The organism is Limnochorda sp., from assembly GCF_047459355.1.
Lineage (GTDB): Bacteria > Bacillota > Limnochordia > Limnochordales > Limnochordaceae > Limnochorda.
In genome coordinates, this window is sequence record NZ_VSCV01000013.1 from 19,823 (window position 1) to 42,228 (window position 22,406).

Below are 22,406 nucleotides of genomic sequence, written 5' to 3' on the forward strand. Positions count from 1 at the left end.
GGCCCAGGGGTCCACGGGGTTGGGGGCAGGAGCGCATCATCGGCGGCCCGCCTCATAAGATTCCGGCGAGTCTCCTTCGCCGGGGGGCGGACCGGTGGCGTTCTTTGCGGCTGTCCGCGTGCGGGTGCTGGTGGCGGGGCTCGCCCTGCTCCTGGTCGTCCTGGCCGCCGGCGGGTGGGGCGCCCGGCAGGTTCTGGGCCGGCGGGCGGCGCCGGCCGTCGCCCTCCCCCCCGGCCTGGCCGCCCGCCACACGGTGGTGGTCGATCCGGGGCACGGGGGGCCCGATCCGGGGGCGGTGGGCGCCGCCGGCACTCTGGAGAAGGATGTGGTCCTGGCCGTCGCCCAGGAGCTGGCCCGCTACCTCACCCAGGCAGGGATCCGGACCCTCCTCACCCGGACCGAAGACCGGCGCCTGGCCGAGGAGGCGGGGAGCCTCAAGCACCGCCAGGTGGAGGATCTCAACCGGCGGGCGAGGCTGGCCCAGGAGGCGGGGGCGACCCTTTTGGTGAGCATCCACGCCAACGCCTTTCCCAGCCCCCGCTGGAGCGGGGCCCAGACCTTCTACCAGGAGGGCGAGGCGGAGAGCCGCCGGCTGGCCGAGGCCATTCAGGCCCAGCTGGTCCGCCGGCTGCCCCCCAACCGGCGCCAGGCCCGGCCCGCCGACTACCGGCTCCTCCGGGAGGCGGAGATGCCGGCGGTGATCGTGGAGGTGGGCTTCCTCTCCAACCCTGAGGAGGAGCGGAAGCTGCGGGATCGGGCCTATCAGGGCCGGGTGGCGGAAGCGATTTTTCACGGAATCATGGATTATCTTTCCGCCTCCGCAGGACGATAAGAATGGTGGCACCAGGAAGGAGCTTGCCAACCCGGGCAGGAAGTCTAGCCCGTGGGTGCTTTGGGGGAGCCGGGTTGACACTCGAGGTGACGCGAACCGATGCAGCTGGTCATTGAAGGAGGCCGACCTCTCTCGGGAGAGGTGACCATCTCCGGGGCCAAGAACGCCGCCCTCACCATCTTGCCGGCGGTGGTCCTCACCGAGGGCGAAAGCGTCCTGGCCAACATCCCGGACATCGCCGACGTCCGGGTGATGCTCCGCCTCCTGGAGGGGATCGGCGTCGCCGTGGAGCGGGAGGAGGACCGGATCCGCCTCGAGGTCCGGGGCCCCTTGAACCCTGAGGTGCCGTACGCGGACGGCAAGCAGCTCCGGGCGTCCAGCCTCCTTCTCGGACCACTGGTGGCCCGCCTGGGCGAGGCCCGGGTGCCCCTGCCGGGCGGGTGCAAGATCGGTTCCCGGCCCATCGACCTCCACCTGAAGGCCTTGGAGGCCCTGGGGGCCCGCTGCACCGTGGAGCACGGGTACGTCATCGCCGAGGCGCCCTACGGCCTGCACGGCGGGCCTATCTACCTGGACTTTCCCAGCGTGGGCGCCACGGAGAACGCCATCATGGCCGCCGTCCTGGCCCGGGGGACGACGGTGATCCACAACGCGGCCCGGGAGCCGGAGATCGTCGACCTGGCCACGGCCCTCAACCGCTTCGGGGCCAAGGTGGTGGGCGCCGGCACCGACGTGATCCGCGTCCGGGGCGTGGACGGGCTTTCGGGCGGGGAGCACACCATCATCCCCGACCGGATCGAGACGGGCACCTACCTCTTGGCCGGCCTCATGGGGGGCGGGCCCATCACCGTCCGGCACGTCATCCCCACCCACGTGGAGCCCCTCCTGGCCAAGCTGGAGGAGGCGGGGGTCCGCTTCATCGTCGAGGGGGACCAGATCCGGGCCTGGCTGGAGGGCCGCCCCAAGGCGGTCCAAGTGAAGACCTTGCCCTACCCCGGGTTCCCCACGGACCTCCAGCCCCAGATGACCTCCTTCCTCCTGCTGGCCGAGGGGACAAGCATTGTCTCCGAGCGGATCTTCGAGGACCGTTTCGGCCATGTGGACGAGCTGAAGCGCTTGGGCGGCCGCATCAAGACCGAGGGCCGCACCGCGGTGATCGAAGGGGTGGAGCGGCTCACGGGCGCTCCCGTGACCGCCACCGACCTGCGCCAGGGGGCGAGCCTGGTCATCGCGGGGCTGGCCGCCGAGGGCGAGACGGTCATCGACGGTCTGGAACACCTGGACCGGGGGTACGAGCGGCTGGAGGAGAAGCTGGCCGGCCTCGGGGCCCGGGTCTACCGGGTCGAAGAGGTGGAAGAGCGGGTCTGGGTGTAGCCTCATCTGGGACGCGGGGGCGAGCGCCGGCGGCGTTCGCCTTCTCTTTTTGCCCTTTTCCAGCGCCTCCCTCAGGATCCTGGGGGCTGCCGAGGGGGTTGGGGGCCTCGGGCTCAGACCCGGACCCCCCACGGGCCGGCTCCCGTCCCGAGTCTCCCCACATGATCCCCAATCCGAGAAAAAGCTTGCATGAATATGCGCCTCCATAGTATACTCATGCCATCATCGCCAGGGGCAGGATCACCCGGGCCCAGGCAAGGAGGCGGGCGCGGTGCAGGTGGGTGTTCTCGGCGCGAGCGGCTACGCGGGGAGCGAGTTGGTCCGGCTCCTCCTCCAGCACCCGGCGGTCACCGGTGTGCGGTGCTTCTCCCGCGCCTCGGCCGGCCTCCCGGTGGCGGCCAGCCTGCCGGGTCTGGCGGGCTATCCCGGAGCCTTTGAGGCGTGGGAGGACGGCCTGCTGGAGGAGCTCGACGTGCTCTTCACCGCCTTGCCCGCCGGGGAAGCCCTGCCCATCTTGAAGGCGGCCCATGCTGCCGGGGTGCGGGCCATCGATGTGGGCTCCGACCTGCGCCTGGCCGCCGCCGAGTACCCCCGCTGGTATGGGTATGACCACCCGGAGCCGGCCCTGCTGGACGAGGCCGTTTACGGCCTGCCAGAGCTCTGGCCAGAGGCGGTGCGGGCGGCCCGCTTGGTGGCCAATCCCGGCTGCTACCCCACCGCCGTCCTCTTGGCCCTCGCGCCCCTGGCCCGGGAGGGCCTCTTGCCGGCCCAGATCCAGGTGACGGCCACCTCGGGCCACTCGGGGGCCGGACGGACACCCCGCCCGGCCAGCCACCTTCCGGCAGCTCTGGAGAACGTCCAACCGTACGGCTTCCCCGGCCACCGGCACGTTCCAGAGATGGAGCGGTACTTGGGCCGCCTCGCGGGCAGGCCCGTCCAGGTGGCCTTCCTGCCCCAGCTGGTGCCGGCCAGCCGGGGGATCCTGGCCACCATCTGGGTGCCCGCCCCGGCGGGATGGACCCAGGCGCAGCTGACCGAGCTCTACCGGGCCTTCTACCAGGGCGCGCCCTTCATCCGGGTCCTGGAAGAGGGCCTCCCCCAGACGGCCTGGGTGCGGGGGACCAACCGGGCGGACCTGGCCGCGGTCCTGGACCCCCCCACGGGCCAGATCGCCTGCACCGCGGCCATCGACAACCTGGTGAAAGGCGCCGCCGGGCAGGCGGTCCAGAACATGAACCTGATGCTCGGCTTGGAAGAGGACCTGGGGCTGCCGCGGTACGCCCCGGCGGCCTAGGCCCTTCTGGCTTACGAGGAGGGAGCCCATGTGGCCGTCGTCCACCAGCAGGTGCCGGGGCCCCGGCCGGTCCCCGGGGGCCTGAGCGGGATCCGAGGCTTGCGGAGTGCGGGGGTCCATTGCGGCATCAAGAGCCGCTCCCCGGACCTGGCCGTCCTGGTCACCGACGGGCCGGCGGTGGCTGCCGCCACCTTCACCACCAACCGGGTGCAGGCCGCTCCGGTCATCGTCACCCGGGAGCATCTGAGCCGGAGCGAGACGGTCCGGGGCGTGGTGATCGCCTCGGGGGTGGCCAACGCCTGCACGGGCCACCAGGGCCTGGAGAACGCCCGGACCATGGCGGCCCTCCTGGCCCAGCACCTGGGCGTGGCGCCCGAGGAGGTGCTGGTCGCCTCCACCGGCGTCATCGGCAAGCAGCTCCCCATGCCCAAGGTGGAGGCGGGGATCGCCGCCGCGCTGGCCCAGGCCCGCGCCGACGGGGGTGCGGACGCGGCCCGGGCCATCTGCACCACCGACACCCGGCCCAAGGAGGCGGCGGTGGAGGTGGCCTTGCGGGGGGGCGTCGTCCGGGTGGGGGGCATGGCCAAGGGGTCGGGGATGATCCACCCCAACATGGCCACCATGCTCGCCTTCGTGGCCACCGACGCCCAGGTGGACCGGGCGTGGCTCGCCCAGCGGTGGCGCCAGTCGGTGGCGGCCACCTACAACCGGATCACCGTCGACGGGGACACCTCCACCAACGACATGGCGGTGGTCCTGGCCACCGGCGCCTCAGGAGTGGCCCCCCAGGGGCCCGAGGAGGAGGCCCTCCTGGGCCGGGCCCTGGACTGGGTCAACCTGGAGCTGGCCCGGATGATCGCCGCGGACGGTGAGGGGGCCCAGCACCTCTTGGTGGTCCGGGTGACGGGCGCGGCAAGCCCGGCCGAGGCCGACGGGTGTGCCCGGGTCATCGCCGCCTCGCCCCTGGTGAAGACGGCGATCGCCGGCAAGGATCCCAATTGGGGCCGGATCCTGGCCGCCGCAGGGCGCGCCGGGGTGGCCCTGGACCCCGACCGGCTGGAGCTGTGGATCGGCGGGGTGCGGGTGGCCGCTGGGGGCATGGGCCTGCCCGGGGCGGAAGCCGCGGCCCGGGAGGCGATGGAGGCCTTCGAGGTGGAGATCCGTCTGGATCTGGGGGTGGGCGAGCACGAGGGCCTCGCCTTCGGCTGCGATCTGACCGAGGGGTACGTCCGGATCAACGCGGCCTACCGCACCTAGAGAGGGCCGCGTGGGGGAGGAGGCAGGGCGGTGAGCGGGCCGATGGTGCAGGCGCCCGGGGAAGCGCCGGGTCAGGGGGAGGCCGGGCTGCCGGTGGAGCTGGAGCAGCGGGCCCAGGTGCTGGTGGAGGCCCTCCCCTACATCCGCTCCTTTGCGGGGAAGAGTTTCGTCATCAAGTACGGCGGCAGCGCCATGGTCGACCCCGGCCTCCAGCAGCAGGTGATGACCGACGTGGTCCTGCTCAAGTACGTGGGGCTCCACCCGGTCATCGTCCACGGGGGCGGCGGGGAGATCAGCCGGTGGATGGAGCGGCTGGGGATGGAGCCCCGCTTCGTCGAGGGGCTGCGCGTGACCGACGGGGAAACCATGCGGGTGGTCCAGATGGTCCTGGTGGGGAGCGTCAACCAGGCCCTGGTCACCCTCATCAACCGCTTGGGCGGGCGGGCCGTGGGCCTGTCGGGGGCCGACGGCGACCTCATCCTGGCCCGCAAGCGCCGGTTCCCCGGCCGGGAGGACCTGGACCTGGGGTACGTGGGGGAGGTGGAGCGGGTCAACGCGGGGCTGATCCGCCTCCTGGAGGAGCAGGGCTACATCCCCGTCATCTCCTCCATCGGCGTGGGGCCCGACGGGGAGCCCTACAACATCAACGCGGACACGGTGGCCGGGGCAGTGGCTGCCGCCATCCGGGCCGACAAGCTCATCCTCCTCACCGACGTCCGGGGCGTGCTGCAGGACCCCGCAGACCCCGCCAGCCTCATCAGCACCCTCGATCTGGAGGAGGCCCGCCGGTTGGTGCGGGAGGGCCTGGTGGGAGGTGGGATGATCCCCAAGCTGGAGGCGTGCATCCAGGCCCTGGAGGGGGGCGTCCCCCGGGCCCACATCATCGACGGCCGGCGCCGGCACGCGCTCCTCTTGGAGCTCTTCACCGACCGGGGGATCGGAACCATGGTGGTGGCCTGAAGGAGGGGAAGGGTGTGGACGGCATGGACCACCTGATGCCCACGTACCGGCGCCACCTCCTCCTGGCCCGGGGCGAGGGGAGCTACCTGGAGGACACGGCCGGGCGCCGCTACCTGGACTGGGTGACGGGGATCGCGGTCAACGCGCTGGGCCACCGCCATCCCCGGGTGGTGGAGGCCCTCCGGCAGGCGTCGGAGCGTTTTCTCCACGTCTCGAACCTGTACCGGACCGAGGTCCAGGAGGCCCTGGCGGCCCGCTTGAGCCGGCTGACGGGCCTGGACCGGGTCTTCTTTGCCAACTCGGGCACCGAGGCCAACGAGGCGGCCATCAAGCTGGCCCGGCGGTTCTTCGCCGCCCGGGGCGAGCCCGACCGGTATGAGATCGTGAGCGTCCGCCACGGCTTCCACGGCCGGACCCTGGGGGCTTTGGCCGCCACCGACAAGCCCCAGTACCACCAGGGGTTCGGGCCCCTGCCCCCGGGCTTCCGCCGCATTCCCCGCTCCGACGAGGAGGGCGCCTTCCAGGCCCTGCGGGCCGCCATCGGGCCCCAGACCGCGGCGGTCATCCTGGAGGTGGTCCAGGGGGAGGCGGGGGTCTACCCGCTGGACCCGGAGTACGTTCGGGAGGTGCGCCGCCTCACCGAGCACTGGGGGGCCCTCCTCATCGTGGACGAGGTCCAGACGGGCATGGGCCGGACGGGCCCCTTCGCCGCCTACCAGCAGGTGGGGGTCCAGCCCGACATCTGCACCCTGGCCAAGGCCCTGGGGGGCGGCCTGCCCCTGGGGGCCACCTGCGCCCGGGAGGAGGTGGCCCAGGCCTTCCAGCCGGGGACCCATGGCTCCACCTTCGGCGGCAACCCCGTCGCCTGCGCGGTGGCCCTGGCCGTCCTGGACGTGCTGGAGGAGGAGGGCTACCTGGGGCCCGAGGGCCGGATCAGCCGGCTGGCCCAAGCTTTGGGCCGGGGGCTGGCCCGCCTCCAGGCCCAAGGCGTGCCCATCACCGCCATCCGCCAGGCGGGGCTGATGGTCGGGGTGGATCTGGCCCTCCCGGCCAGCGGGGTGGTGGCGGCGGCGGAAGAGGCGGGACTCCTCATCAATGCGACGGGACCCCACACCCTGCGGCTCCTCCCGCCTTACACCTTGAGCCCCGAGGAGCTGGAGGAGGGGCTGGCCAAGCTGGAGCGGGCCCTGGCCCAGGCGGCCGGGCAGGCTTAGGGCGTCGGGCGCGGCCCCCAGAGGGAGCGGAGTGGGTCGGGCCAGGCGGGGCCCTTCTCGCCCTGCCCGGCGACGGACTGGAGCGAGCGCCCGTTGGGCGGCGTTTTGTGAAGGAAAGGGAGGCGGTCGTGGATGGCGACGAACGGGCAGGTTCGCAAGGTGGTCCTGGCCTACTCGGGCGGCCTGGACACCTCGGTGATCATCCCCTGGTTGAAGGAGCACTACGGCTGCGCGGTTGTGGCCATGGTGGCCGACGTGGGCCAGGAGGAGGATCTGGACGAGATCCGGCAGAAGGCCCTGGCCAGCGGGGCCGACCGGGTGTACGTGGAGGATCTGAAAGAGACCTTTGTCCGGGAGGTGATCCTCCGCGCGGTCCAGGCGGGGGCCGTCTACGAAGACGGCTACCTCCTGGGGACGGCCATGGCCCGGCCCGTCATCGCCGCCCGCCAGGTCCAGATCGCCGACCAGGAAGGGGCCGATGCCGTCGCCCACGGGGCGACGGGGAAGGGGAACGACCAGGTCCGCTTTGAGCTGACCTACCGGGCCCTCCGGCCCGACCTCAAGGTGATCGCCCCCTGGCGGGAGTGGGAGCTCCGCTCCCGGACCGACTGCATCCGCTACGCCCAGGAGCGGGGCATCCCCGTGCCGGCCACGGTGGAGAAGCCCTACAGCATGGACGAGAACCTCTGGCACACCAGCTACGAGGGAGGTGTGCTGGAGGATCCGTGGCACGGCCCCGATCCCACCATGTTCCGCCGGGCGGTCAACCCCGAAGAGGCCCCCGATGAGCCGGAAGAGGTGGTCCTCGCCTTCGAGCAGGGAGTGCCCACGGGGCTCAACGGGCGCTCCCTGGACCTGGTCGCCTTGGTCCAGGAGCTGAACGAGCTGGGCGGCCGCCACGGGGTGGGCCGGGTCGACCTGGTGGAGAACCGGCTGGTGGGGATGAAGTCCCGCGGCGTCTACGAGACCCCCGGCGGCACCATCTGGATGGCGGCCCAGCGGGCCCTGGAGACCCTGGTCTTGGACCGGGCCACCGCGCACCTGAAGGCCCAGCTGGCCCACCGGTACGCCGAGCTCATCTACGACGGGCTTTGGTACTCGCCCCTGCGGGAGGCCCTGGACGCCTTCGTGGCCACCACCCAGAAGCGGGTGACGGGCGAGGTGCGGCTGAAGCTCTACAAGGGGAGCGTCCAGGTGACGGGCCGCCGGTCGCCCCACAGCCTGTATGACCCCGAGTTCGCCACCTTTGAGGCCGAGTCGGTCTACCGCCAGGCGGACGCGGCGGGCTTCATCCGGCTCTTCGGCCTGCCCCTGGAGATTGCCGCCCGCCGCCGGGCGAAAGACGGGGGGCAGGGGTGAGACGGGGCCGCCTGGCCGGACGGGCCTGGCGGCGAGGACGGGTCAGGCCCCGCGGGGCGTCAGGAACGGGTCTGGTGGACAGAAGGAGGATGGCGATGCAGGCCAGGTCAGGACGGTTCCACGAACCCTTGGACGCGATGGTGGCCGCGTTCCAAAACTCCTTCCCCTTCGACCGCCGCCTCTTCCGGCAGGATATCGCGGGGAGCCGGGTCCATGCGCGGATGCTGGCCCGCCAAGGGATTCTGACGGAAGCGGAGGCGGCCGCCATCCTCCAGGGCTTGGACCAGGTGGAGGCCGAGTTCGCCGAGGGGCGCTTCGCGGCCCGTCCTGAGGACGAGGACATCCACATGGCCGTGGAGCGCCGGCTGGTGGAGCTGGTGGGGGAGGTGGGCAAGAAGCTCCACACCGCCCGGAGCCGGAACGATCAGGTCGCCCTCGACCTGCGCCTCTGGCTGCGGGAGGAGCTGGACCGGCTGGACGGGGAGCTGGCCGACCTCCAGGCCGCCTTCGTCGAGCTGGCCAGCCGCCACCCCCGGGCCATCATGCCCGGGTACACCCACCTCCAGCGGGCCCAGCCCATCCTCCTTGCCCACCACCTCCTGGCCTACGTGGAGATGCTGGAGCGGGACCGGGACCGGTTCCGGGACTGCCGCCGGCGGCTCAACCGCTCGCCCCTGGGCGCTGGGGCCCTGGCTGGGGTGCCCTACCCCATCGATCCCCACTGGGTGGCACACGAGCTGGGCTTCGACGGGCCCTTCGCCAACAGCCTGGACGCCGTCTCGGACCGGGACTTCGTGGTGGAGTTCCTGGCCGCGGCCAGCCTCCTCATGGTCCACCTCTCCCGCTGGGCCGAGGAGCTGATTCTCTGGAGCAGCCAGGAGTTCGCCTTCGTGGAGCTCCCCGACCGGTTCGCCACCGGCTCCAGCATCATGCCCCAGAAGAAGAACCCGGACGTGCCCGAGCTGGTCCGGGGGAAGACGGGCCGGGTGGTGGGCCATCTGGTGGGCCTGCTGGTCACCCTCAAGGGGCTGCCCCTCGCGTACAACAAGGACCTCCAGGAGGACAAGGAGCCCCTCTTCGACACCGTCGACACCCTCCACCAGACCCTCCGGGTGCTGGCCGAGCTGGTCCGCCACCTGGAGGTGGACGAGGCTCGGATGCGGGCGGCCGCGGACCAAGGGTACCTGACGGCCACGGAGCTGGCCGACGGCTTGGTGCGGAAAGGCGTCCCCTTCCGGGAGGCCCACCACGCGGTGGGGGCCCTGGTCGCCTACGCCCGGGAGCTGGGCCGGCCCCTCCACCAGCTGACGGCGGAGGAGCTGGGCCGCTTCCACCCCCAGCTCACCCCCGACCTCCTCCCCCTGACCGAGCCTGAACGGGCGGTGGCGGCCCGGACCAGTTGGGGCGGTACGGGCTACGAGCCGGTGGCCGCGGCCCTGGCCCGGGCCCGGCGGTGGCTCCAAGGCGAGGACACCTGACCGCACCCCAGCCGAGCCCGTCCCGGGAAGACCCCCAAGGCCGCCCGCCGAGGCCGGCTGCCCGAAGCCGGAACGATTCGCGCCTGTCCAGTGGCCCGGTGCTGGTTTGCCTTTTTCGAGGAATGGGGCCTTCCCTTCCCGAAGGGACAAGGGACGGCCCCGCGCCGCCCATCCCCGGCAGGATCCCCGGGCCGGGTGTCGAAGGACGTGGCCAATCTGCCGCCGGGCGGCGCCGGACCGTCGACCACCAACGGCGAGCCGCCGCGGTTCCGCCGTTGGGCCTATCACAGGGAGGGATCGGCTGGTGCGGGCGCTGGTCTTGTACGGCTCAGATCGCCGGCTGGAGCCGGTGGCCCAGGGGGTGGCCGCAGGGCTGGAGGCTGCAGGGGTGGCGGTGGACCAGAAGTCCATCGGGGAGGCGGGGGACGGCCCCATCAGCACCGGGCAGTACCAGCTGGTGGTGGTCGGGTCCACCTCCCAAGGGCTCTTCGGGGGGCGGGTGCCCGAGGAGGTGGCCGACGCCCTGCCCCGGTGCAGCCGCCTTCAGGGGAAGGTGACGGCCGCCTTCATCATCCCGGGCGTCTTCGGCGCCGCCAAGACCTTGCGGGCCCTGATGGCCCTGCTGGAGCGGGAGGGCGCCTGGGTGCAGGACTTTGCCGCCCTGCGGAACGAGCAGGAAGCCCGGGCCTTTGGCTCCCGGCTGGTCAACCTCCTGAAACCCCGGTGAGGAAGGCCGGTCCGGCGAGGGCGGGCATGGCCCTGGTCATGGGGCGGCCGCCCGGCGGGCGGAGGGCTTGGGAAAGAGGGGGAGCAGACGTGGCGAACGTGGTGGCGACCCGCCGCCGGAGCGACATGATCAAGCGGGGGATCGATCGGGCCCCCCACCGGAGCCTCCTCCGGGCGGCCGGCGTGCGGGAGGAGGATTTTGACAAGCCCTTCATCGCGGTGGTCAACTCCTACGTGGACATCGTGCCGGGGCACGTCCACCTGCAGGCCTTCGGCCAGCTGGTGAAGGAGGCCATCCGGGAGGCTGGGGGGGTGCCCTTTGAGTTCAACACCATCGGGGTGGACGATGGCATCGCCATGGGCCACCTGGGGATGCGCTACTCCCTGCCCAGCCGGGAGTTGATCGCCGACTCGGTGGAGACCATGGTCACCGCCCACTGGTTTGACGGCATGATCTGCATCCCCAACTGCGACAAGATCACGCCGGGCATGATGATGGCCGCCATGCGGCTCGACATCCCCACCATCTTCATCAGCGGGGGGCCCATGCGGGCCGGCCGGTTGAACGGGCGGGCGGTGGATTTGATCTCGGTCTTCGAGGCGGTGGGCGGGCACCAGGCGGGCCGGGTGAGCGACGAGGAGCTTCTCGCCCTGGAGCGGGTCGCCTGCCCCGGCTGCGGCTCCTGCTCGGGGATGTTCACCGCCAACTCCATGAACTGCCTGGCCGAGGCCCTGGGGCTGGCCCTGCCGGGGAACGGGACCATCCTGGCCGACACCCCCGAGCGGGAGGCCCTGGCCCGGGAAGCGGCCCGGCGGATCGTGGAGCTGGTGGAGGAGGGCCTCACCCCCCGGCAGCTGGTCACCTTGGAGAGCCTGGACAACGCCTTCGCCCTGGACATGGCCATGGGCGGCTCCACCAACACGGTCCTCCACGGCCTGGCCATCGCCCACGAGGCCGGCATCGAGTACCCCTTGGAGCGGCTGGACGCCCTCTCCCGCCGGGTGCCCCACCTGTGCAAGGTGAGCCCCGCCTCCAGCTACCACATCGAGGACGTCCACCGGGCGGGCGGCATCCCCGCCATCCTCAAGGAGCTCGCTCGCATTCCGGGGCTCCTTCACCTGGAGACGCCCACGGTGGCCGGCAAGACCCTGGGCGAGATCGTGGCCGAGGCGGAGGTGACCGACCCCGAGGTGATCCGCCCCCTGGAACGGGCCTACAGCCCCGAAGGGGGCCTGGCCGTCCTCTTCGGAAACCTGGCCCCCCTGGGCGCGGTGCTGAAGACGGGGGCCGTCGACCCGGAGATCACCGTCCACGAGGGGCCGGCCGTCATCTACGACTCCCAGGAAGAGGCGGCCGAGGGGATCGCCCGGGGCGAGGTGCAACCGGGCGACGTGGTGGTCATCCGCTACGAGGGGCCCAAGGGCGGCCCGGGGATGCCCGAGATGTTGGCGCCCACCTCGGCCCTGGTGGGCCGGGGGCTGGGGAAGAGCGTCGCCCTCATCACCGACGGGCGTTTCTCCGGCGGGACCCGGGGCATCTGCCTGGGGCACATCAGCCCCGAAGCGGCCGAGGGTGGCCCCCTGGCCCTGGTGGAGCCGGGGGACCGGATCCGGATCGACATTCCCAACCGGCGCCTGGAGCTGCTGGTGGACGAGGCGACCCTGGAGGCCCGCCGGCGGGCCTGGCAGCCCCCCGAGCCCCGAATCCGGCACGGGTACCTGGCCCGCTACGCCCGGATGGTCACCTCAGCCCACACGGGCGCCATCCTGCGCTGAGGGGTCCTGAGATCCCGCGCTTTGCCGGCGCCCCCAGGGTGGAGCCTGGGGGCGCCCTTTGTTCCGGTGGTCGGCCCCCGCGAGCCGTCTCCTCCTCTGAAGGGCCAGAGCCTGCAGGAGGCGGGGGCCCGGTTCTTCTTGGAAAGGGAGGAATGGATCCCAACTTCGGCGTCAATTTGGGTCTTGAGAGGGTTGACAGGGACGGTGCCCCTGGGTATCCTTAGAGCCAATACTTCTATGACCCGGCGGGATCGCCAGCGTCCCGCGGCGGTAGAACACGGCGATGACGGGGAGCAGTAGGTGGTCCGGGGAAGGCTCAGAGAGCCGGCGGGTGGTGGAAGCCGGTCCTCCCCAACCTCCGAACTCACCCCTGAGCCTCGGACCGAACGGCCCTTGAGGGCCCAGTAGGCTCCGACGGGAGGGTGCGCCCGTTACCGCGCCAGCTCGTCGCTCCCCACGAGAGCCGCGAGCGCAGAGGCCGGAGCCGCGAGGCTCCCGCGAACAGGGTGGTACCGCGACGTTGTTCGCCCCTGGCCGAAAAGGCCAGGGGCCTTTTTGTTCGTCCACGAAGGAGGGATCGGCATGGAAGCGGCGGCAGCCTCGGCTTGGGATGAACGGCATCAGCCCAACGGGCAGCCGGTGGGGGCGGGATCCCCGACCACCGAGACCTTGACCGGGGCCGACGTCCTCGTCCGGTGCCTGGAGGCCGAGGGCGTGGAGGTCATCTTCGGCTACCCCGGTGGGGCGGTCCTGCCCATCTACGACGCCATCTACAACCACTCCAGCCTTCGCCACATCCTGGTGCGGCATGAGGCGGGGGCGGTCCACGCCGCGGACGGGTACGCCCGGGCGACGGGACGGCCGGGGGTTTGCCTCGCCACCTCCGGGCCCGGCGCGACCAACCTGGTGACGGGTCTGGCCACCGCCTACATGGATTCGATCCCCCTGGTGGCCTTCACCGGGAATGTGGCCACCAGCCTCATCGGCCGCGATGCGTTCCAGGAGGCGGACATCACCGGGATCACCATGCCCATCACCAAGCACAACTTCCTGGTCCAGCGGGTGGAGGATCTGCCCCATATCATCCGGGCGGCCTTCACCTTGGCCACCACCGGCCGGCCCGGCCCCGTCCTGGTCGACCTGCCCAAGGATGTGGTGACGGCCACCATGACGGGCTTCCGCTATCCGGCCCGGGTCCGGCTCCGGGGGTACAAACCCACCCTCCACGGCCACCCGCGCCAGCTGGAGGCGGCCGCCCGGGAGATCGCCCAGGCGAAGCAGCCCGTCCTCTACCTGGGCGGGGGCGTCATCGCGGCCGGCGCCGCCCAGGAGGTGCTGGCCCTGGCCGAGCGGGCCCAACTGCCCACCACCAGCACCTTGATGGGGTTGGGCGCCTTCCCCCCGGACCATCCCCTCTGGCTGGGGATGCTGGGCATGCACGGCACCCCCGCGGCCAACTGGGCCGTCACCCACTGCGACCTGCTCATCGCGGTGGGCGCCCGCTTCGACGACCGGGTGACGGGCCGCACCGACCGCTTCGCTCCCCGGGCCCGGATCATCCACATCGACATCGATCCGGCGGAGATCGGCAAGAACGTGGAGGTCCACGTGCCCATCGTGGGCGACGCCAAGAAGGTGCTTCAGGCCCTCCTGCCTCTGGTGGAGCCCAAGGAGGAGCCGGCGTGGCTCGCCCAGATCGCCGCCTGGAAGAGCCAGTACCGCCTCCGCTACCAGACCCGGTCCGATGAGATCATGCCCCAGGAGCTGGTCGACCGCCTGGCCGCCAAGGCCGAGGAGCACGAGGCGGCCACGGGCCGGGAGGTGGTCCTCACCGCCGACGTGGGCCAGCACCAGATGTGGGCCGCCCAGTTCTACCCCTTCCGCCGCCCCCGCAGCTACATCAACTCGGGGGGGTTGGGGACCATGGGCTTCGGCCTGCCGGCGGCCATCGGCGTGCAAGTGGCCCGCCCGGAGGCGACGGTGGTCTGCCTGACGGGGGACGGCTCCATCCAGATGAACATCCAGGAGCTGGACGTGGTCCGGAGCCAGCGCCTCCCCGTCAAGGTGATCATCATGAACAACCGCTACCTGGGCATGGTCCGCCAGTGGCAGGAGCTCTTCTACGGCCGGCGGTACAGCCACTCCGCGCTGGAAGAGGGCCCCGACTTCATCCTCCTGGCCCAGGCCTACGGCATCCCCGCGGCCCGGGTGGACCGCCCCAGCCAGCTGGACGCCGCCCTGGAGGAGGCCCTCAACCACCCGGGGCCCTACCTGCTGGACGTGCGGGTCCGGCCCGAGGAGAACTGCTGGCCCATGGTGCCCGCCGGCGGCGCCATCGACGAGATGCTGGGCGTGGAGGAAGCGACGGGAGCCGGCCAGCCCGCGCCCGTCCAGGAGGTGCGGACGTGAAGCGGACCCTGTCCATCCTGGTGGAGAACCAGTCGGGGGTGCTGGCCCGGGTGGCCGGGCTCTTCAGCCGGCGGGGCTTCAACATCGAGAGCCTCTCCGTCGCCCCCACCGAGGACCCCACCCTCTCCCGCATCACCCTGGTCACCCTGGTGGACGAGAAGGAGCTGGAGCAGCTGACCAAGCAGCTCCACAAGCTGGTCGACGTGGTGAAGATCAGCGACATCACCGAGGATGACCACATCGAGCGGGAGCTGGCCCTGATCAAGGTGGCGGCCCAGCCCTCCAACCGGCAGGAGATCCTGCAGGTGGTCGACATCTTCCGGGCCCGGGTGGTGGACGTGAGCGAGCGGAGCGTGGTGGTGGAGGTGACGGGCGACCAGGCCAAGGTGGATGCCATGGAGCAGCTCTTGCGGCCCTACGGCATCCGGGAGATGGTCCGGACGGGCAAGGTCGCCATGGTGCGGGGCGCCCGCACGGCCCCCCAGGTGGTCCGGGAGGAGCGGGCCGGCTGACCCGTTCCCGAACGAGGTGACGATTTCAGCGCAAGGAGGAGACGTCATGGCCACGATCTACTACGACGCCGACGCTGACTTGGCCGCCTTGAAGGGAGAGAAGGTGGCGGTCATCGGTTACGGGTCCCAGGGCCACGCCCACGCCCAGAACCTGCGAGACAGCGGGGTGGAGGTCATCGTCGCCAACCGCCCCGGCTCCCACAACTACCGGCAGGCGGTGGCCGACGGCTTCGAGCCGGTGACGGCCGCGGAGGCGGCCCAGCAGGCCGATGTCCTCATGATCCTGGTGCCCGACCACCTGCAGGCCGCCCTCTACCAGGAGGAGCTGGCCCCCCACCTGCGGCCCGGCCAGGCCCTGGCCTTTGCCCACGGCTTCGCCATCCACTTCAACCAGGTGGTGCCGCCGCCGGATGTGGACGTCTTCATGATCGCCCCCAAGGGGCCGGGGCATCTGGTCCGCCGGCTCTACCAGGAGGGGAAGGGGGTTCCTGCCCTGGTGGCCGTCCACCAGGATGCGACGGGGCGGGCCAAGGCCCGGGCCCTGGCCTACGGGAAGGCCATCGGCGCGGGCCGGGCGGGGATCATCGAGACCACCTTCCAGGAAGAGGTGGAGACGGACCTCTTCGGCGAGCAGGCCGTCCTCTGCGGCGGGGCGACGGCGCTGGTGAAGGCGGGCTTCGAGATTCTGGTGGAGGCGGGCTACCAGCCGGAGATCGCCTACTTTGAGTGCCTCAACGAGCTGAAGCTCATCGTCGACCTGATGTACGAGGGCGGCCTGCGCTGGATGCGCTACTCCATCTCGGACACGGCCGAGTACGGCGACCTGACCCGGGGTCCCCGGGTGGTGGATGAGCACGTCCGCCAGAGCATGCGGGCCATCCTGGAGGAGATCCGGTCGGGCCGCTTCGCCCGGGAGTGGGTGCAGGAGAACCAGGCCAACCGGCCCGTCTTCCAGGCCCTCCGCCGCCGGGAGGCGGAGCACCCCATCGAGCAGGTGGGCGCCCAGCTGCGGGCCATGATGCCCTGGATCGAGGCGAAGGAGCCGCCTCAGTAAGGCAGCCCCCTCCGGGGTGGAGCTCGGCGGCAGGAGGTGAGACGGGTGCGGGCACGGGTTCTGGTCGCTGACGTGCTCGACGAAGCAGGCATCGAACGGCTCCGCTCGGAGCCGGACCTGGACGTGGAGGTCCGCCCGGGCTTGAGCCCCGAGGAACTCCAGGAGCTGATCCCCGCCTACGACGGGCTGGTGGTCCGCTCCGCCACCCAGGTGACGGCCCAGGTGCTCGAGGCGGGCCGGCGGCTGCGGGTGGTGGGCCGGGCGGGGGTGGGGGTAGACAACATCGACGTGGAGGCGGCCACCCGCCAGGGAATCCTGGTGGTCAACGCCCCCGAGGGGAACACCCTGGCCGCCGCGGAGCACGCCTTGGGGCTGCTCTTTGCCGCCGCCCGCTGGATCCCCCAGGCCCACGCCAGCCTCACCCGGGACCGGCAGTGGGACCGGAAGCGGTTCATGGGCGTCCAGCTCCGGGGGAAGGTGCTGGGGGTGGTGGGCCTGGGCCGCATCGGCTCGGAGGTGGCCCGACGGGCCCGGGCTTTGGGCATGCGGGTCTTGGCCTACGACCCCTTCATTGGCCCCGAGCGGGCGGAGGAACTGGGGGTGGAGCTCCGGGAGCTGGAGGCCCTCTTCCCGGAGGTTGACATGCTCACCCTGCACACCCCCCTGACGGAGCAGACCCGCCACCTCCTGGACCGGGACGCCTTCCGCCGCATGAAGCGGGGCGTCATCCTGGTCAACACCGCCCGGGGCGGCCTTATCGACGAGGAGGCCCTGCTCGAGGCCCTGGAGAGCGGCCAGGTGCGGGCGGCCGCGCTGGATGTCTTCGAGGAGGAGCCTCCTTGGAACAGCGCCTTGCTGGGCCACCCCCGGGTGGTGGCCACGCCCCACCTGGGGGCCTCGACGGAGGAGGCCCAGCTCCACGTGGCCCTGGAGATCGCCGAGCAGGTGATCCGGGCCCTGAAGGGCGAGCCCGTGGCCCACGCGGTCAACGCGCCCTCGGTGCCGCCGGAGCTCGCCCGGGAGCTGGAACCGTACGTGCGGCTGGCCCAGAAGCTGGGCGAGCTCTTCACCGCCTGGGCGTCGGGCGCCGGCGCCCGCTGGCCCAAGGTGGAGGTGGTCTACGAGGGCCCCATCGCCGCCCGGGATGTCCGGCCCCTGACCAACGCCCTGCTGGTGGGGCTCCTCCAGCCCGTCCTCCAGGGGGCGGTCAACGCGGTGAACGCGCCGGTGCTGGCCCGCCAGCGGCAGCTGCGGGTGAGCGAGGTGCGGGCCGGCGGCGGCAACGGCCCCTCCCGGATCACGGTGCGGGCCTTGAGTGACCGGCGCCCCGCAGGCCCGGGCCAGGCGGGCCCGCCCCAGGTGGCGGGGACCATCGACGACCAGGGCCGGCCCCTCCTCATCGCGGTGGACGGCTACCCGGTCCACGTCTCCTCCACGGGCTACCTCCTCCTGGCCTACAACCGGGACCAGCCGGGCGTCATCGGCTCGGTGGGAACCCTCTTGGGCCAGGCGGGGGTGAACATCGCCTTCATGCAGGTGGGCCGGAGCCGGCCGGGGGAGGAGGCGGTGATGGTTCTGGGGTTGGACGATCCCATTCCCGATGAGGTGGCCCGGGAGCTCCGGGCCCGGGACGATCTGTGGAAAGTGGTGATTGCCCGGTGGTAGCCTCCGGGCCCAACGGGAAAGGAGCGAGCGGTATGGAGCGGGTGCGGATCTTCGACACCACCCTGCGGGATGGTGAGCAGTCCCCCGGCTTCAGCATGAATCCGGAAGAGAAGCTGCAGATGGCGCGGCAGCTGGCCCGGCTCCAGGTGGACGTGATCGAGGCGGGCTTCCCCATCGCCTCGCCGGGAGACTTCGAAGCGGTCCGCCTGGTGGCCCGGGAGGTCCGGGGGCCCATCATCGCCGCGCTGGCCCGGGCCCATAAGACCGACGTGGAGACGGCCGCCCGGGCCCTGGAGGGAGCGGAGCGGCCCCGGATCCACACCTTCATCGCCACCTCCCCCATCCACATGGAGCACAAGCTCCGGAAGAGCCCCGCGGAGGTCCTGGAGATGGCGGCCAAGGCGGTGGAGCTGGCCCGGCGGTACGTGGACGATGTGGAGTTCTCCGCGGAGGACGCCACCCGGAGCGACCCCGACTTCCTGGTCCAGATCTTCACCGCGGCGGCCGAGGCGGGCGCCACCACCCTCAACGTCCCGGACACGGTGGGGTACGCCACCCCTGAGGAGTACGCCGCCCTGATCCGCTACCTCCGGGAGCGGATCCCTGGGGTGGAGCGGCTCACCATCAGCGTCCACACCCACGACGACCTGGGCATGGCGACGGCCAACGCCTTGGCCGCCATCGAGGCGGGGGCCCGGCAGGTGGAGGGGACCATCAACGGCATCGGGGAGCGGGCGGGCAACTGCGCCCTGGAGGAGGTGGTGATGGCCCTCCACACCCGCCAGGACCGGCTGCCCTTCCAGACGGGGATCGAGACCACCCAGATCTACCCGACCAGCCGCCTGCTGGTCGCCCTCACCGGGGTGGACGTCCAGCCCAACAAGGCCATCGTGGGCGCCAACGCCTTCGCCCACGAGGCGGGGATCCACCAGGACGGGGTGCTCAAGGAGCGGAGCACCTACGAGATCATGACGCCCCAGTCCATCGGCCTGCCCCAGAACCGCCTGGTGCTGGGGAAGCACTCGGGGCGCCACGCGGTGCGGGTGCGGTTGGAGGAGCTGGGCTTCCACCTGGATGCCGAGGAGCTGGAGCGGGTCTACCAGCGCTTCCTGGAGGTGGCCGACCGGAAGAAGAGCATCACCGACGCGGACCTGGCCGCGCTGGCGGGGGCGGAGGGCCGGCCGCTGGAGGAGCAGGTGGAGCTGGTCCACTTCCAGGTGAGCACCGGCACGGGGATGGACCCGGTGGCCTCCGTCCGGATTCGCCGGGGGGAGGAGATCCTGCGGGGGGCGGCCCGGGGCGACGGCCCCATCGATGCCCTCTACCGGGCCATCGACCAGGTGCTGGGGGTGGAGGTGGAGCTGGTCCACTACCAGCTCCAGGCGACGGGCGAGGGCCGGGACGCGCTGGGGCAGGTGACCGTCCGCCTGCGGCCCCGGGTGAACTCCGGGGCGCCGGGCGGTGAAGAGGAGGGCGCCGTCGAAGGGGCGTCAGCCACCCCGTCCCTGCCTGAGGTGATGGGCCACGGGTCCAGCACCGACATCCTGGAGGCGAGCGCCCGGGCGTACGTCCAGGCCATCAACCGGTTGCTGGCCGGCGACCCCCGCTCCCGGACCCCGGTGGAGGAGGTCGTCTGACCATGGCGGCTCAGAAGGCTCAGGCGGTGGGCGGCACCGTGCCGCCCGCACCCCTCCAGGAGGCGACCATCCTCCTTTTGCCCGGCGACGGCATCGGCCCGGAGGTGGTGGGGGCGGCCCGGCAGGTGCTGGAGGCGGCGGCGGGGCGGTTCGGCTTCCGCCTGCGGTTTGAGGAGGCTTTGGTTGGGGGCGCCGCCATCGACGCCACGGGGGAGCCCCTCCCCGAGGCGACCCTGGCCGCCGCCCGGCGGGCCCAGGCGGTCCTCTTGGGCGCGGTGGGCGGGCCCCGGTGGGATGAGCTCCCCGTCGACCGGCGGCCGGAGAAGGGGCTTCTCCAGCTCCGTCAGGCCCTGGGGCTCTTTGCCAACATCCGGCCCTTGCCCGGCTTCGTGGCGGCGTACGGCCACTCGCCCCTCAAGCCCCACCTGCTGGCGGGCGTCGATCTGGTGGTGGTTCGGGAGCTGACGGGCGGGCTCTACTACGGCCCTCGAGCCCGGGAGGCGCGAGGGCCGGGCGAGGCGGCGTACGATACCATGCTCTACCACACCCACGAGATCGAGCGGGTGGCCCGGGTCGCCTTTGACCTGGCCCAAAGGCGCCGGCCCCCGGGGGAGCGGCGGGTCGCCTCGGTCGACAAGGCCAACGTGCTCCTCAGCTCCCAGCTCTGGCGGGAGACGGTCCGCCGGGTGGCGGCCGACTACCCCGATGTGCGGCTGGAACACCTCTACGTGGACAACGCCGCCATGCAGCTGATCCGGGACCCCGCCCGGTTCGACGTGATCCTGACGGAAAACCTCTTCGGCGACATCCTGAGCGACGAGGCGGCCGCCTTGGCCGGGTCGCTGGGGGTGTTGCCCTCGGCCAGCCTGGGCGGCTCCGTCCCCCTCTTCGAGCCCGTCCACGGCAGCGCCCCCGACATCGCGGGGCAGGGGCTGGCCAACCCCATCGGCACCGTGCTGAGCGCCGCCCTGCTCCTCCGCTACAGCCTGGGGCAGGAGACGGCGGCCCGGGCGGTGGAGGCGGCGGTGGAGGGAGCCCTGCGGGACGGGGCCCGGACCGCCGACCTGGTGGGGAAGGGGGAGGCCTTCCTCAGCACCGAGGAGATGACCGCCGCCATTCTCGAGCGGCTCGGCGGGTAGGGGCTCGGCCCCGGCAGCCAACCTGGCCAAGGAGGGAGCGGGATGAGCGCTCTGGGCACCGATCCAGTCCTCTTGTACGACACCACCTTGCGGGACGGCACTCAGGGTGAGGGCATCTCCCTTTCGGTGGAGGATAAGTTGAGCCTCCTCCGGCTGCTGGACGCTTTCGGCATCGCCTACGTGGAAGGGGGGTGGCCCGGCTCCAACCCCAAGGACCTGGAGTTCTTCCGGCGGGCCAAGGGGATGTCCCTCCAGCGGGCCAAGCTGGCCGCCTTTGGCTCCACCCGCCGGCCCGGCATCCCCTGCGAGGAGGACTCCAACCTCCGGGCCCTCCTGGCCGCGGAGACCCCGGTGGTGACCATCTTCGGCAAGAGCTGGGACCTCCACGTCACCCACGCCCTGCGGACCAGCCTGGAGGAGAACCTGGCCATGATCCGGGAGAGCGTCGCCTTCCTGGCCGCGCACGGGCGGGAGGTCATCTACGACGCGGAGCACTTCTTCGACGGCTACCGCCGGAACCCCGAGTACGCCTGGGCCACCCTCCAGGCAGCCCGGGAGGGGGGCGCCCGCTGGATCGTCCTCTGTGACACCAACGGCGGCACCCTCCCCCACGAGATTGAGGCCATGACCCGGGAAATGGTCCAGCGGCTGGACCGGCCCGTGGGGATCCACTGCCACAACGATTCGGGCGTGGCGGTGGCCAACTCCTTGGCCGCGGTCCGGGCCGGCGCCCGCCAGGTGCAGGGGACCATCAACGGCCTCGGGGAGCGGACGGGGAACGCAGACCTGGTGGTCATCCTCCCCAACCTGGCCCTCAAGCTGGGCTGCCGCTTGGAGCCCGAGCCCCGGCTGGAACGGCTGCAGCAGCTCTCCCGGACGGTGAGCGAGCTGGTCAACCGGCCGCCCGATCCCTTCCACCCCTTCGTGGGGGAGAGCGCCTTCGCCCACAAGGGCGGCATCCATGTAAGCGCCGTCCGGCGGCACCCGGAGACCTACGAGCACATCCCGCCTGAGCTGGTGGGGAACCGGCGGCGGGTGCTGGTCTCGGAGCTGTCGGGGGCGAGCAACCTGCTCTACAAGGCCCGGGAGTACGGGCTCGATCTGGACCCCGACACCCCGGTGGTCCGGGAGGTCCTCCGCCACGTGAAGGAGCTGGAGCACCAGGGGTACCACTTCGAGGCGGGGGAGGCCTCCTTCGAGCTCCTCCTCCGGAGGGCCCTGGGGCTGGTGCCCACCTACTTCACCCTCGAGAGCTTCCGCCTCACCGTCGCCCAGGGCGGCCCTGACGGCAGCCCCGTGGCCGATGCCGAGGCGACCATCCGCCTCCGGGTGGGCGCCGAGCGGATCCACACGGCAGCCACCGGCAACGGCCCCGTCAACGCCCTGGACCACGCCCTGCGCAAAGCCCTGCTGCCCTTCTACCCGGCCATCGGCACTTTCCGCCTGGTGGACTACAAGGTGCGGGTGCTGGACGGCCAGGCGGGCACGGGAGCCCGGGTGCGGGTCCTCATCGAGACCGCGGCCGAACGGGCCCGCTGGGGGACGGTGGGGGTCTCCACCAACATCATCGAGGCCAGCTGGCTGGCCCTGGTGGACAGCATGGAGTACGGCCTGATGAAACTGGGGATCCAGGCCCCGGCCAGCGAGGCGGTCTCGACCGGATAGGGCGGGCGACGGGAGCGGCTCTCCCCGGGCGGAAGGCGGGGGAGCCAGGGCGTGG

General features: G+C 72.0%; 17 protein-coding genes. All 17 read left to right on the plus strand.

From position 1 onward, the window contains the following. Positions 1-94 precede the first annotated feature (94 nt). Positions 95-832 carry an N-acetylmuramoyl-L-alanine amidase CwlD gene (gene cwlD / locus FWJ67_RS06270; protein ID WP_304174495.1) on the plus strand — a complete coding sequence of 246 codons (738 nt, stop codon included), beginning with the start codon at positions 95-97 and terminating at the stop codon, positions 830-832. Between the two features lie 99 nt (positions 833-931). Beyond that, positions 932-2,206, plus strand: coding sequence for a UDP-N-acetylglucosamine 1-carboxyvinyltransferase (murA, locus tag FWJ67_RS06275; RefSeq protein WP_304174497.1), 1,275 nt, complete (start codon positions 932-934; stop codon positions 2,204-2,206). 271 nt (positions 2,207-2,477) lie between these two features. Beyond that, positions 2,478-3,500, plus strand: coding sequence for an N-acetyl-gamma-glutamyl-phosphate reductase (argC, locus tag FWJ67_RS06280; protein ID WP_414482049.1), 1,023 nt, complete (start codon positions 2,478-2,480; stop codon positions 3,498-3,500). Positions 3,501-3,530: 30 nt separating this feature from the next. Then, positions 3,531-4,757, plus strand: a complete 1,227-nt coding sequence (argJ, locus tag FWJ67_RS06285; protein ID WP_304174501.1) for a bifunctional glutamate N-acetyltransferase/amino-acid acetyltransferase ArgJ — start codon at positions 3,531-3,533, stop codon at positions 4,755-4,757. A 30-nt stretch (positions 4,758-4,787) separates the two neighbouring features. Then, complete coding sequence (gene argB, locus FWJ67_RS06290; protein ID WP_304174503.1) at positions 4,788-5,717, plus strand: acetylglutamate kinase; 930 nt, start codon at positions 4,788-4,790, stop codon at positions 5,715-5,717. A 23-nt stretch (positions 5,718-5,740) separates the two neighbouring features. After that, positions 5,741-6,931 carry an aspartate aminotransferase family protein gene (locus FWJ67_RS06295; protein ID WP_304174700.1) on the plus strand — a complete coding sequence of 397 codons (1,191 nt, stop codon included), beginning with the start codon at positions 5,741-5,743 and terminating at the stop codon, positions 6,929-6,931. A gap of 132 nt (positions 6,932-7,063) precedes the next feature. Next, positions 7,064-8,290, plus strand: coding sequence for an argininosuccinate synthase (locus tag FWJ67_RS06300; RefSeq protein WP_414482050.1), 1,227 nt, complete (start codon positions 7,064-7,066; stop codon positions 8,288-8,290). A gap of 95 nt (positions 8,291-8,385) precedes the next feature. Continuing rightward, positions 8,386-9,768, plus strand: a complete 1,383-nt coding sequence (gene argH, locus FWJ67_RS06305; protein ID WP_304174507.1) for an argininosuccinate lyase — start codon at positions 8,386-8,388, stop codon at positions 9,766-9,768. A gap of 304 nt (positions 9,769-10,072) precedes the next feature. Further along, on the plus strand, positions 10,073-10,495 hold the full coding sequence (locus tag FWJ67_RS06310; protein ID WP_304174510.1) for a flavodoxin family protein: 423 nt from the start codon (positions 10,073-10,075) through the stop codon (positions 10,493-10,495). An 89-nt stretch (positions 10,496-10,584) separates the two neighbouring features. Then, positions 10,585-12,270: a dihydroxy-acid dehydratase gene (gene ilvD / locus FWJ67_RS06315; RefSeq protein ID WP_369686594.1), complete on the plus strand. Its 1,686-nt coding sequence runs from the start codon at positions 10,585-10,587 to the stop codon at positions 12,268-12,270. Between the two features lie 582 nt (positions 12,271-12,852). Beyond that, the gene (gene ilvB, locus FWJ67_RS06320) at positions 12,853-14,679 is read left to right on the plus strand and encodes a biosynthetic-type acetolactate synthase large subunit (RefSeq protein WP_414482641.1); all 1,827 of its coding nucleotides are present in this window, start codon (positions 12,853-12,855) and stop codon (positions 14,677-14,679) included. Beyond that, complete coding sequence (gene ilvN / locus FWJ67_RS06325; protein WP_304174511.1) at positions 14,676-15,191, plus strand: acetolactate synthase small subunit; 516 nt, start codon at positions 14,676-14,678, stop codon at positions 15,189-15,191. Before ilvB ends, ilvN begins: the two co-directional genes overlap by 4 nt. A 46-nt stretch (positions 15,192-15,237) precedes the next feature. Continuing rightward, entirely contained in the window at positions 15,238-16,245 is a 1,008-nt protein-coding gene (gene ilvC, locus FWJ67_RS06330) for a ketol-acid reductoisomerase (RefSeq protein WP_304174513.1), read from the plus strand. A gap of 45 nt (positions 16,246-16,290) precedes the next feature. Then, positions 16,291-17,910: a phosphoglycerate dehydrogenase gene (serA, locus tag FWJ67_RS06335; protein WP_414482642.1), complete on the plus strand. Its 1,620-nt coding sequence runs from the start codon at positions 16,291-16,293 to the stop codon at positions 17,908-17,910. Between the two features lie 32 nt (positions 17,911-17,942). Beyond that, positions 17,943-19,547: a 2-isopropylmalate synthase gene (locus FWJ67_RS06340; RefSeq protein ID WP_304174517.1), complete on the plus strand. Its 1,605-nt coding sequence runs from the start codon at positions 17,943-17,945 to the stop codon at positions 19,545-19,547. Positions 19,548-19,549: 2 nt separating this feature from the next. Further along, positions 19,550-20,686: a 3-isopropylmalate dehydrogenase gene (gene leuB, locus FWJ67_RS06345; protein ID WP_414482235.1), complete on the plus strand. Its 1,137-nt coding sequence runs from the start codon at positions 19,550-19,552 to the stop codon at positions 20,684-20,686. Positions 20,687-20,728: 42 nt separating this feature from the next. Continuing rightward, the gene (cimA, locus tag FWJ67_RS06350) at positions 20,729-22,351 is read left to right on the plus strand and encodes a citramalate synthase (protein WP_304174521.1); all 1,623 of its coding nucleotides are present in this window, start codon (positions 20,729-20,731) and stop codon (positions 22,349-22,351) included. Positions 22,352-22,406 lie beyond the last annotated feature (55 nt).